Origin of the sequence: Flintibacter hominis (assembly GCF_014287965.1) — a bacterium.
Lineage (GTDB): Bacteria > Bacillota > Clostridia > Oscillospirales > Oscillospiraceae > Lawsonibacter > Lawsonibacter aceti.
Genome location: NZ_JACOPO010000004.1, coordinates 208,562 through 221,764, shown reverse-complemented (window position 1 = coordinate 221,764; position 13,203 = coordinate 208,562). Strand labels below are relative to the sequence as shown.

Annotated in this window: 7 protein-coding genes; 5 read left to right on the top strand and 2 right to left on the bottom strand. The window is 58.8% G+C overall.

The window, feature by feature from the left end; all coding sequences use genetic code 11:
* Positions 1 to 22: 22 nt before the first annotated feature.
* From H8S11_RS08090 to H8S11_RS08070, 5 genes are all read left to right on the top strand, one after another.
* Positions 23 to 172, top strand: coding sequence for a FeoB-associated Cys-rich membrane protein (locus H8S11_RS08090; RefSeq protein ID WP_240286987.1), 150 nt, complete (start codon positions 23 to 25; stop codon positions 170 to 172).
* Between the two features lie 440 nt (positions 173 to 612).
* Positions 613 to 4,473, top strand: a complete 3,861-nt coding sequence (gene rpoB, locus H8S11_RS08085) for a DNA-directed RNA polymerase subunit beta (RefSeq protein WP_186852785.1) — start codon at positions 613 to 615, stop codon at positions 4,471 to 4,473.
* 21 nt (positions 4,474 to 4,494) lie between these two features.
* Positions 4,495 to 8,172 carry a DNA-directed RNA polymerase subunit beta' gene (gene rpoC / locus H8S11_RS08080; protein ID WP_186852784.1) on the top strand — a complete coding sequence of 1,226 codons (3,678 nt, stop codon included), beginning with the start codon at positions 4,495 to 4,497 and terminating at the stop codon, positions 8,170 to 8,172.
* A gap of 243 nt (positions 8,173 to 8,415) precedes the next feature.
* Entirely contained in the window at positions 8,416 to 9,795 is a 1,380-nt protein-coding gene (locus H8S11_RS08075; protein WP_186852783.1) for an alanine/glycine:cation symporter family protein, read from the top strand.
* Between the two features lie 269 nt (positions 9,796 to 10,064).
* Entirely contained in the window at positions 10,065 to 10,382 is a 318-nt protein-coding gene (locus tag H8S11_RS08070) for a hypothetical protein (protein WP_186852782.1), read from the top strand.
* Positions 10,383 to 10,623: 241 nt separating this feature from the next.
* Here H8S11_RS08070 and H8S11_RS08065 read toward each other — a convergent pair whose 3' ends face one another.
* Together H8S11_RS08065 and H8S11_RS08060 are read right to left on the bottom strand one after the other, a co-directional pair.
* The gene (locus H8S11_RS08065) at positions 10,624 to 11,952 is read right to left on the bottom strand and encodes a CCA tRNA nucleotidyltransferase (RefSeq protein ID WP_186852781.1); all 1,329 of its coding nucleotides are present in this window, start codon (positions 11,950 to 11,952) and stop codon (positions 10,624 to 10,626) included.
* 84 nt (positions 11,953 to 12,036) lie between these two features.
* Positions 12,037 to 13,191: a DHHW family protein gene (locus H8S11_RS08060; RefSeq protein ID WP_147570812.1), complete on the bottom strand. Its 1,155-nt coding sequence runs from the start codon at positions 13,189 to 13,191 to the stop codon at positions 12,037 to 12,039.
* Between the last annotated feature and the right edge of the window lie 12 nt (positions 13,192 to 13,203).

Below are 13,203 nucleotides of genomic sequence, written 5' to 3'. Positions count from 1 at the left end.
GCTATGAAAGGAGGGCGTGACGATGATACCGCCCATGATAGGAAACCTCATCGTGATCGCGGCCCTTGTGGCCGTGGCAGCCCTGGCAGTCCGCTCTATCTGGAAGGGCCATAAGAAGGGCGGACACTGCGGCGGCGACTGCGGCCAATGCGGCGGCTGCCATCATAAATAGATTTTCTCCCCCCTTTATGAAAGGCCGGACGGGATAACACCCGTCCGGCTTTCTTCCTTCCACATGGGGGTGGTAGATTGAAAACTGCTGTGTCCAAAGTCCGGATAGGTCTCCAGATAAGGTTTTATACCAAGGAAATTTTGGGAAAATAAAAGGAAGGCGCTTGACACAGCGCCTTCCCCATGGTACAATAAAATGCTTTTATGTCCCCTCAAAGAAAGAGCATGATCTCCCATACTCTGTCTTTAGTTTATCACAGGGCGGACAGAAAGACAAGAGTGACTTCAAGCAAAATAGCAACGCGCCCGGGTGTGCGGAAAAGCGGCGGAGTGCCGGATTTGTATAAATCGACGGCGAAAACGGCTGTTTTTCCCTGCATCCAGAGGAAAAAACGGAAGGACCAACCGTGGAATCAGAAGAAAGCGAGTTGATTTTTTAGCATGGTCAAGGACGTAATGTACGGCAAGACCCCGAGAAAGAGCTTTGCCCGCTACCAGGAGATCCTGGAGATGCCTAACCTGCTGGAGGTGCAGAAGACCTCCTACCAGTGGTTCCTGGACACCGGCCTGCGGGAGGTGTTCAAGGACGTCGGCCCCATCACCGACTATGCCGGCAATCTGGAGCTGACCTTTGTGGACTACTCCATGGATGAGAAGCCCAAGTACGACGTGGAGGAGTGCAAGGCCAGGGACGCCACCTACGCCGCCCCCATCAAGGTGAAGGTCCAGCTGCGCAACACCCAGAAGAAGAACGACCGGGTGTCGGAGCAGATCGCCGAGCAGGAGATCTTTATGGGAGACTTTCCCATCATGACCCAGGCCGGCACCTTCGTCATCAATGGCGCCGAGCGGGTCATCGTCTCCCAGATCGTCCGCTCTCCCGGTATGTATTACACCCGGACCGCGGACAAGGCGGACAACCTGACCTACACCACTACCGTAATCCCCTACCGGGGTGCCTGGCTGGAGTATGAAACCGATTTGTCCGACCTGTTCTATGTCCGCATCGATAAGAACCGCAAGCTGCCCATCACCTGCCTTATCCGTGCCCTGGGGCCCCGGACCGACGCTGAAATCATCGAGATGTTCGGCGAGGACGAGCGTATCCTGGCCACGATGGAGAAGGATGCCTGTAAGACCTATGAGGACGCCCTGCTGGAGATCTACCGCAAGCTCCGTCCTGGCGAGCCCCCCACGGTGGACTCCGCCCGGACCCTGCTGGACGCCACCTTCTTTGATCCCCGGCGCTATGATCTGTCCGCTGTGGGCCGCTATAAGTTCAACAAGAAGATGGCTCTGTGGTCCCGGCTGTCCGGCCAGAAGCTGGCCCTGCCCGTAGCCGATCCCCGCACCGGCGAGATCATCGCCGAGGAGGGAGAGGTCCTGACACGGGAGAGGGCCCACTTCCTGGACGACCGGGGCGTCAACGAGGCTGTCATCGACGTGGACGGTAAGCAGGTCAAGGTGTTTTCTAACAACATGGTCCACCTGAAGGACTTTGTGGACTTTGACCCTCAAGAGGTCGGCGTCAGCGAGATGGTCTATTTCCCCGCCCTGTGCGAGCTGCTGGACCAGTTCCAGGGGGAGGAACTGAAGGACGCCATCCGCGGCCATCTGGACGACCTGATCCCCAAGCACATCACTGTGCCTGACATCATGGCCTCTATCAATTACCTCAACTGTCTGGCCCACAACTCCGGCACCCCGGATGACATCGACCACCTGGGTAACCGCCGGCTGCGCTGTGTGGGCGAGCTGATTCAGAATCAGTTCCGCATCGGCTTCTCCCGTATGGAGCGTGTTATCCGGGAGCGGATGACCACCCAGGACCTGGATGTGGTCACCCCCCAGAGCCTGATTAACATCCGCCCTGTCACCGCCGCCATCAAGGAGTTCTTCGGCTCCAGCCCCCTGTCCCAGTTCATGGACCAGACCAACCCCCTGGCCGAGCTGACCCACAAGCGTCGTCTGTCCGCTCTGGGCCCCGGCGGCCTGTCCCGTGACCGGGCCTCCTTCGATGTCCGTGATGTCCATTACAGCCACTACGGACGCCTGTGCCCCATCGAGACCCCCGAAGGTCCCAATATCGGCCTGATTTCCTATCTGGCCTCCTACGCCCGTATCAACCGTTTCGGCTTTATTGAGACCCCCTACCGTAAGGTGGATAAGGAGACTGGCCGGGTTACCGACGAAATCACCTATATGACCGCCGATGTAGAGGACGAGTACACCATCGGCCAGGCCACTGAGCCCGTGGACGAGAACGGCTGCTTCGTCAACGAGCGTATCACCTGCCGTCACCGGAATGAGACCATTTCTGTGGATAAACACCAGGTGGACTATGTGGACGTGTCCCCCAAGATGATGGTGTCCGTGGCTACCGCCATGATCCCCTTCCTCCAGAACGACGACGCCAACCGTGCGCTGATGGGCGCCAACATGCAGCGCCAGGCCGTCCCCCTGCTCCGGCCCGAGGCTCCCATCGTGGCCACCGGCCAGGAGCACAAGAACTGCATCGACTCCGAAGTGGCCATCCTGGCGGAAGGCCCCGGCACGGTCACCAAGGTGTCCGCCCGGTATATCACCGTGGCTTATGACAACGGCCAGACCAAGGAGTACCGCCTAACTAAGTACCTGCGCTCCAACCACACCACCTGTATCAACCAGCGGCCCATCGTGGACGCCGGACAGCGGGTAGACTTCCAGGACGTGCTGGCCGACGGTCCCTCTACCGACCACGGCGAAATCGCCCTGGGCCGGAATATCCTCATGGGCTTCATGACCTGGGAGGGCTACAACTACGAGGACGCCATCCTGCTCAACGAGCGGATGGTGAAGGACGACGTATTTACCTCCATCCACATCGAGGAGTATGAGACCGAGGCACGGGACACCAAGCTGGGTCCCGAGACCATCACCCGTGATATCCCCAACGTGGGCGAGGACGCTCTGCGGGACCTGGACGAGCACGGCATCATCCGGGTGGGCGCCGAAGTCCATGCCGGCGACTACCTGGTGGGTAAGGTCACCCCCAAGGGCGAGGCGGAGGCCACTGCTGAGGAGAAGCTGCTCCGGGCCATCTTTGGAGAGAAGGCCCGTGAGGTCCGCGACACCTCTCTGAAGGTGCCCCACGGCGAGAGCGGCATCGTGGTGGATGTAAAGATCTTTACCCGTGAGAACGGCGACGAGATGTCCCCTGGCGTTAACCAGACCGTCCGGGTGTATATTGCTCAGAAGCGGAAAATCTCCGTGGGTGACAAGATGGCCGGCCGCCACGGCAACAAGGGCGTGGTGTCCCGCATCCTGCCCCAGGAGGATATGCCCTTCCTGCCCGACGGCACCCCCCTGGACATTGTGCTGAATCCCTTGGGCGTGCCCTCCCGTATGAACATCGGCCAGGTGCTGGAGGTCCATCTGGGATACGCCGCCAAGACCCTGGGCTGGAAGGTGGCCACCCCCATCTTCAACGGCGCCACCGAGAGCGATATTCAGGAGTGCCTGAAAATGGCCGGCCTGGCCCGTGAGGTGGGCTATGACGAGCCCCTTATCGGCAAGCAGCTCTATCTGGCCGGCGAGGGCGAGGAGGAGATGCGTGCCCTGTCTTCCGAGGAGATGGCCGACAGCGCCCAGGTCCGGGAGTGGCAGAAGGCGGGCAAACTTCGCCTGGTGGACGGCAAGAACTGGCTGTATGACGGCCGTACCGGCCAGCGATTTGACAACCCGGTCACCGTGGGCTATGTCTACTTCCTGAAGCTGCACCACCTGGTGGACGACAAGATCCACGCCCGTGCCACCGGCCCCTACTCCCTGGTCACCCAGCAGCCTCTGGGCGGCAAGGCCCAGTTCGGCGGCCAGCGGTTTGGCGAGATGGAGGTGTGGGCTCTGGAGGCCTACGGCGCCGCCTACACCCTGCAGGAGATCCTGACGGTCAAGTCGGACGACGTGACCGGCCGTGTCAAGACCTACGAGGCCATCGTCAAGGGTCTGAATGTGCCCAAGCCCGGCGTGCCCGAGTCCTTCAAGGTACTGATTAAAGAGCTCCAGTCCCTGTGTCTGGACATCAAGGTACTGGACGACCAAGGGCAGGAGATCGAGCTGAAGGATGACGACGAGGACAACTACCAGCCCGTCCGGGACGATTTCTATGACCGGGACGATGACTTCGGCTATGAGAAGGACGCCGACTTCGCCTCCGCTGGAGGCTTCACCTTCAAGGGAGAGAGCGATGACGACGACCTCACCTTGGATGTGACCGATGAGGAGAGCTCGGAGGACGGGCTGTTCTCTGACGAGGACTTTTGAGTACGGGAGGAGATTTGAAACATGAGTTACGCTGAATTTGACGCCATCCAGATCGGGATCGCCTCCCCCGAACAGATCCGTGAGTGGTCCTACGGCGAGGTCAAGCGCCCTGAGACCATCAACTACCGCACTCTGAAGCCGGAGAAGGACGGCCTGTTCTGTGAAAAGATCTTTGGCCCCACCAAGGACTGGGAGTGCAACTGCGGCAAGTATAAGAAGATCCGCTACAAGGGCAAGGTGTGCGACCGCTGCGGCGTGGAAATCACCAAGGCCAAAGTCCGCCGGGAGCGGATGGGCCACATCGAGCTGGCCGCCCCCGTGTCCCATATCTGGTACTTTAAGGGAATCCCCTCCCGGATGGGATTGCTGCTGGATATCAGCCCCCGGATCCTGGAGAAGGTTCTGTACTTTGCCGCCTATATTGTCATCGACCCCGGCTTCTCCCCCCTCTCCAAAAACCAGATCCTGTCCGAGAAGGAATATCGGGATATGCGGGAGAAGTACGAGGACGACTTTGACGCCGGTATGGGCGCCGAGGCTGTCAAGAAGCTGCTCCAGCAGATTGATTTGGAGGAGCTGTCTGCCCAGCTGCGTGCCGAACTGAAAGACGCCTCCGGTCAGAAGAAGGCCCGCATTGTTAAGCGTCTGGAGGTGGTAGACGCCTTCCGCGTCTCTGGCAACAAGCCCGAGTGGATGATTATCGATGTACTGCCTGTGATTCCCCCGGAGATCCGGCCAATGGTCCCCCTGGACGGCGGGCGGTACGCCTCCTCTGACCTGAATGATCTGTACCGCCGGGTCATCAACCGCAATAACCGCCTGAAGCGGCTCATCCAGCTCAACGCACCGGACATCATCGTGCGCAACGAGAAACGGATGCTCCAGGAGGCTGTGGACGCCCTCATCGACAACGGCCGCCGGGGCCGGGCCGTCACCGGCGCCAACAACCGGGCCCTCAAATCCCTGTCCGACATGCTCAAGGGCAAGCAGGGACGCTTCCGTCAGAACCTGCTGGGCAAGCGTGTGGACTACTCCGGCCGTTCCGTCATCGTGGTGGGCCCCAGCCTGAAGATATATCAGTGCGGCCTGCCCAAAGAGATGGCCATTGAGTTGTTCCGCCCCTTCGTTATGAAGAAGCTGGTGGACGACGGCGCCGCCCACAACATCAAGCAGGCCAAGAAGATGGTGGAGAAGGGCGAGGCTGCCGTGTGGGACGCCCTGGAATTTGTCATCAAAGACCACCCCGTCATGCTCAACCGCGCCCCCACCCTGCACCGCCTGGGCATCCAGGCATTTGAGCCTGTTCTGGTGGAAGGCCGGGCCATCAAGCTGCACCCCCTGGTGTGTACCGCCTTCAACGCCGACTTCGACGGCGACCAGATGGCTGTCCACGTCCCCCTGTCTGCCGAGGCCCAGACCGAGGCGCGGGTGCTGATGCTGTCTGCTAATAACCTGCTCCGTCCCCAGGACGGCGGCCCGGTTACCATCCCCTCCCAGGATATGATCCTGGGTGCCTACTACCTGACCTTCACCCGGGACGAGGCTGGCACTGGCCACTGTTTTGCCGACAAGGACGAGGCTATGCTGGCCTATGACGCCGGGGTAGTCACCCTTCACTCTCCCATCAAGGTCCGTATGTACCGGGAAGTAGATGGTGAGATGCGCCACAAGCTGGTGGAGACCACGGTGGGCCGCCTGATCTATAACGAGGCCATCCCCCAGGACTTGGGCTTTGTGGACCGCGACGACCCTGAGACCATGTTCGACCCAGAGATCAACTTCGTGGTGGGCAAAAAGCAACTGGGCAAAATCATCGACAAGTGTATCTCCAAGCACGGCTTTACCGTGTCCGCCGGAGTGCTGGACGCCATCAAAGACTTGGGCTACCATTACTCCACCCGGGGCTCCCTGACCGTGGCCATCGCCGACATGACGGTCCCGGCCAAGAAGTACGAGCTGATTGCCGAGACCGAGAAGGAGATCATCAAGATCGACCGCCTGTACCGCCGGGGTATGCTGACAAACGAGGAGCGGTACCGCAAGTCTGTGGAAGCCTGGGAACAGACCACCGCCGACGTGACCGCCGCCCTGCAGGAGTCCATGGACCGGTACAACCCCATCTGGATGATGGCCGACTCCGGCGCCCGTGGTTCTATGGCCCAGATCCGTCAGCTGGCCGGTATGCGCGGCCTGATGGCCGATACCGCCGGCCGTACCATCGAGATCCCCATCAAGGCCAACTTCCGTGAGGGGCTGTCTGTATTGGAATACTTCATCTCCTCCAGGGGCGCCCGGAAGGGTATGGCCGATACCGCTCTGCGTACCGCCGACTCGGGCTACCTGACCCGCCGCCTGGTGGACGTGTCCCAGGAGGTCATTATCCGGGAGGAGGACTGCGGCACCTCCGACGGAATCCTGGTCAGCGAGATCGAGGAGCACGGCCAGGTCATCGAGACCTTTGCCGAGCGCGTCCACGGCCGCTATCCCGCGGAGGACATCGTGGACCCCGCCACTGGCGAGGTGCTCTTCACTCGAGATACCATGCTTCTCAACGAGGACGCCAAGACTCTGGAAAAACACGGTATCCATGAAGTGAAGATCCGCTCTGTCCTTACCTGCCGGGCCCGCAGCGGCGTGTGCGCCAAGTGCTACGGCATCAACCTGGCCATTGGTGAGCCTGTGGGCGCTGGCGAGGCGGTGGGTATCATCGCCGCCCAGTCCATCGGTGAGCCCGGCACCCAGCTGACCATGCGTACCTTCCACACCGGCGGTGTGGCCGGCGGTGATATCACCCAGGGTCTGCCCCGCGTGGAGGAGCTGTTCGAGGCCCGCAAGCCCAAGAAGATGGCCCAGCTGGCTGAAATCAGCGGTGTGGTGTCCATGGAGGAGACCAAGCGCAACGTGATGTGCAACGTGACCATCACCGCCGATGACGGCGAGGTGGTGACCTACGCCCTGCCTTACTCCGCTGGCATTAAGGTGAAGGAGGGCGACATGGTGGAAAAGGGCTACCAGCTTACCGAGGGCGCCCTGTCCCCCCATGAGGTGCTGCGTATCCGCGGCCTGTCCGACTGCCACAACTACCTGATCCGCGAGGTGCAGAAGGTGTACCGTCAGCAGGGCGTGGACACCAATGATAAGCATATCGAGGTTATTGTCCGCCAGATGATGCGGAAGGTCCGGGTGGAGGATGCCGGGGACTCCGATTTGTTGTCCGGCGCTACCGTGGACATCACCGAGTTCCGGGATGCCGAGGAGGCGGTCCAGGCCCGCATTGACGCCGGGGAGAAGAACGAGATGGGCGAGGATCTGCGCCTGCCCACCTGCACCCGCCTGCTCATGGGAATTACCAAGGCATCTCTGGCTACTGAGTCCTTCCTGTCCGCCGCCTCCTTCCAAGAGACCACCAAGGTGCTCACTGAAGCGGCGATCAAGGGCAAGGTGGACCACCTGCAGGGGCTGAAGGAGAACGTCATCATCGGCAAGCTCATCCCCGCCGGCTCTGGCCTGGCCCAGTACCGTAAGGAGGATGTTATCGACGACGAGGGCAACCTAGTCTCTGACCAGAGCGGGGCCATCGTAGCCGATGCCCTGGAGGAACCCACCCAGATGGAAAACGAGGAGGACCTGTCCTTCGAGGTTGGCTCTATCGAGCTGGAAACAGCCGCTGGAAGCCAGAGCGAGGACGCGCTGGTCTAAAATGACCAGGAAACCTGCACAGTAGAGCGGACCGAGGGAGTGTATAACGCTCCCTCGGTCCGCTCTTTTTTCAACTTTTAAAAGAGAAAAATTCGTTTTTTCACAAGTCTTACCTTTTTAAAGCGAAAAATAGTTGCTATCGGGCCTAAAAGAAAGAAAAAATGATGGCTCAAATATCTTCTCTTGCAATTTTGCGGGACTGTCTTTATAATGTTTCTAAAAGAGGGAGAGGGATGATCGACAATGCTGGAGATGCTTACATCAGTCAACAGCGCCTTGAATGGCTTTGTATGGGGCCCCGTCATGCTGGCTCTGCTGGTGGGAACCGGCATCTACCTTACCTGCCGCACCGGCTGGATTCAGGTGCGGCGCTTCGGCTATATCATGAAAAGCACGGTGGGCTCTCTGTTCCGCAAGTCGGAAAAAGACCATGGCAGCAACCTGTCCCCTTTTCAGGCGGTGACCACAGCCCTGGCCGGGACAGTGGGCACGGGCAACATCGCCGGTGTCACTGGCGCCATCTTTGTGGGCGGGTCCGGCGCTGTGTTCTGGATGTGGGTGTCCGCCTTTTTTGGAATGTGTACCAAGTATGCCGAGATCGCCCTATCCATCCAGTACCGGGAGACAGATGAGGGCGGCGCCCACCGGGGCGGCCCCATGTATTACATCGAAAAGGGGCTGGGCAGGGGGTGGAAGCCCCTGGCTGTTTTGTTTGCCCTGTTTGGGGGCTTCGCCTCTTTTGGGATCGGAAACATCTCTCAGTCCAGTGAAATTGCCGGCGCCATGAACGGACTGTTCGGAATTGATCCTCTGGTTACCGGTATTCTTTTGGCAGTTATTGTGGGAGTGGTGATCATCGGTGGCGTCAAGCGCATCGGCCAGGTGGCCTCCTATCTGGTCCCCTTTATGGCCAGCTTCTATATCCTGGCCGGCATCGCTGTTATTTTGCTGCGGATTACCCAGGTTCCCGCCGCTTTGGCATCCATTGTCATCAGCGCCTTCAGCTTTGAGGCAGTGGGAGGGGGCGTCTTTGGCTACGCCATCATGGCGGCCATGAAGCAGGGATTTGCCCGTGGGGTGTTCTCCAACGAGGCCGGCCTCGGCTCCGCCCCGATGGCCCATGCGGCCTCCTCCACCGACGAGCCTGCCGAGCAGGCCATGTGGGGCGTGTTCGAGGTGTTTGTGGATACCATCGTGATCTGTACCATTACCTCCCTCACCGTGCTGCTGTCCGGCCTGCCTCTGGGGGAGGCAGCCCTGGACAGCTATACCTCCAATGGCGCCGCCGCAGTGGCCGCCTTCAACACGATCCTGCCTGGTACCATAGGGGGCGTGGTCATCCAAATCAGCCTGCTCTTTTTTGCCCTTTCCACCATTTTGGGCTGGAGTTACTACGGCGAGCAGTGCTGGGGCTATCTGACCCATGACAGCAAGGTGGTCAAGGCTCTTTTCAAAGCTGTATTCGCCTTAATCTGCATCGTGGGAGCCACCGGCTCCGGCAAACTGATGTGGGATATCGCCGATACCCTGAACGGCATGATGGCGATTCCAAACCTGGTGGGCCTTCTAGCCCTGTCGGGAGTGGTGGCCCGGATCACTAGGGACTATTTCAAGGAGCGGTAAGCTGATTGTGTGTATAAAAAATAATATTTGAATTTCTGCTATCGAAAGACCTCGAACCGCAAAAACCCCTGCAAATACAGACTTTTTTGCTCATTATGACACTTATGGAAGCAATGCTTTCTGATGTTTTGGTGTCCAGATTTTCTATAGCGATATAAAACGATATGGGCAGATATGAGAAAAAACATGGCATCCAAATTTGCCTCGGTCTTTTTTGCTTTTTAGAAAATTATGATACCGATAAATTGAAGTTGTAGGAAGAAATAGATATGCAAGAAAGATATAATTTTTGTGAATGGGATGAAGAAACATTCAAACTCCCAGATGAATACTTACTTGATGAAAATAGTGATTTGGCAGAGGCTTTGAATGTCTTTTATTCAGCAGGTGGTTACGATTTTTTTAATGTTATGGAACCTAAATATTATTCTGGTAATTGGTTGGATTTTGTAGGGAGTTTATATGCTGAAATAGAGGATAATAAATATCAACCCAGAGGAAAGAAATATATTATCCCCTTGACTGGTTCACAAAAACAAGAATTACTTGACAGAGGTGTTCCAAAAATCTTTTTAACAAACTTGTGAAGTTGAATTTAGCGCACAGTCAATACAATAAGGCGGAAATATTATTTGTGCTGCTAAAATGGTACTCAACTTTACAGAACCAACTTATGCGGGGATATGGGAAAATACACACAGAAACGGGAAGACCATGGAAAATACAGGTTTTTTCTTCCCTTATATAAATACTTGTAAGAAGTTATAAGACGAGTTTAATAAAAAACCCATAAAAAAATCCGCCCATACCGATGCGTGGGCGGATTTTTTATGGGGAAAGATACCTCTCCAGGGCGGAGAGAAGGGCGGAACGCTCGTTGGGCAGCTCTCCCTGGGCCACATGGTCCAGGAGCTCGTGCAGAGCCTGTCCGATTTGGGGACCGGCCAGACCGACCTTCAGGGCGTCGTGCCCGTTGACCGCCAGAGTCCGGAGGGAAAGACAGGCATTTTCCTCCAACAACTGCCGCCCCAGCGCCTCCGCCCGCTCCAGCGGAGCGGACTCCTCCGCCTTGAGCGGCGGGGCACAGGCGGATGCGTCCGCCCCTTTGAGAGCCAGCAATTGGAAGAAGCACTCCTCTCCCAGCCTGGACAGCCACCGGCCGGCCCACCGCCGGGTAGGCTCCACCGGCAGGTGATGGCGGGAGATCAGGATGGCCGCCCGCTCCCGGGTGGCGTTGTCCAGGCGAAGGCGGGCCATAGCCCGCTCGGCCAGCGGTACGCCCAGGCGGTCGTGGCCATAGAAATGCCCGATGCCCCGCTCATCCAGGAAAAAGGAGGCGGGCTTCCCCACGTCATGAAGAAGGGCGGCAAGTCGGAGAGCGGGGGAGGGGGGGACCAGGGCAGCCGTCTTGACGCTGTGGGTATACACGTCCCAGCGGTGGTGTGGATTACGCTGGTCAAAGCCCACCGCAGGGCCCAGCTCCGGAAGAATTTGGGTCACTACGTCGGGGAAGTCCAACAACACCTGCTCCGCTCCGGGGGAGCAGAGTAGCCGGAGAAATTCAGCGGAAATACGTTCCCAAGCCACCATGGACAGCTGGGAAGCGTGTCCGTGGATGGCGTCGGCGGTGTCCGGGTGGATGGTAAAACGAAGCTGACCGGCCAGCCGGAGTCCCCGGAGGAGCCGCAGGGCGTCCTCCTCCATTCGCCGGTCCGGATCCCCTACACAGCGGATCAGCCGAGCGTTCAAATCCTCTTGACCGCCAAACCGGTCGATCAGTCCCTCCGGACCCCAGGCCATGGCGTTGATCGTGAAGTCCCGGCGGGCCAGGTCATCAGTGAGGTCGCTGGTAAATTCCACCTGGTCCGGATGCCGGTGGTCGGAGTAGCTCCCCTCCCGGCGGAAGGTGGTTACCTCCACAGAGAGGCCGCCGGACAGGACAGTGACCGTGCCGTGCTTCAGACCGGTATTCAGACATGGAAAGCCGGCGCAGCAGGACAGTATCTCCCAAGGCAGGGCGGAGGTGGTCACATCGTAGTCATGGGGCGGGATGGACAGAAGGCTGTCCCGGACGCAGCCCCCCACCAGCACCGCCTGATGGCCGGACCGCCTCAACTGCTGGACGACCGCCAGCGCCCTGCTGTCCCAGTTTGTCATGCCACTCACCTCCTGTTGGGATTATCTTATCAGAGCGGGTGGAAAAAAACAAGGCCGGGACGTCCCAATGTCCCGGCCCGGAAATCACCGCCCCAGAACAAAAAGATTCTGGTCGGTGGAAAAATTGGAGAAAGAGTAGAGCACAAGCACCGAGTCAATGCCGTTGTCTGCTACATAGTCCTTCACGCTGCTCAGATTGTTCCGGGGATCAAAGAGGTGAACCTCAGAAAATCGCTCCGTCAGGAAGGGAGCCAGGGAGTCGGAGTAGGAATCCCGGATGACCAGCACCTTGGGGCCATCCACCTGTGGGTTCTCGATGACGCACAGGGGCTGGCGCCCCCCCAGGAAGTAGGAGTATTTATCCTTCACTTCTAAAAAGCTGTCCACATATAGACTGCCTTCACTGGGCTCAGAGCCGAACCAGGAGGTCACCTTCAGCCCCTCGCCAGACACATAGGTATCGATGGAGTCAGGGGCCACCCAGCGAACTCCGGAGGTGGAGAAGGTAGTGCCGAAGAACTGGTCAGTGACCGTAGTCTTCTGGTAATCATCCAGATCCAGCGGATCCAGACTCATAGCCTCAAAGATGGCGTTGGCCCCGTAGAAGGCCCCCAGGCTGGTCCAGTGGTGGTCGGTGCGGTAGTAGATGTCCTCGCCGCTGTGGGCGGCCAGAGCGCCTGCCATGTCGATGGTAGAGGCCCCGCTCTGAAAATACATCTGGTCAATGAGGGAAAACTCGTCCGCTGTGGGCGCACCAGCGGGCAGGCGGTCTGCCCAGATGGCAGAGGAGGAGGGGATGATGCCCAGGTACACCGGGACAGACACATTGCCTGCCAGCGTGTCCACAAAGCCGAGGCGGGTCAGAAGCCCCTGCTTGGCGGAAACGCCCGCCTGAGCGGGGGTATCCTCCCAGGCGGGGGTATCCACCCGGTTCAGGAGGGTGTCCTGCTTACCGAAATAGACCCCGTTGTTCTCCCGCTTGCCGGACAGACGCTCACACCAGGCTTTGGCGGCCACCCAGAAGTCCCGGCCGGCGATATGGTCGGCCACATAGTCCTCGGCCTGTTCCATAAAGGTGCCGTCTGTGACTGTTTCCACGCTGAATTTGGGCGGCTTCTGGAGATAGCGGTTCTCCAGCTCGGACATCTCCTTGTCCGGCAGGAGAGTGCTGACCACCAGCATCCCGCCAAGGAAGGTGCAGAACAGGGCAGTGATAAACTTGTTGTACTTGTTTGACATAGTCTGCGCCTC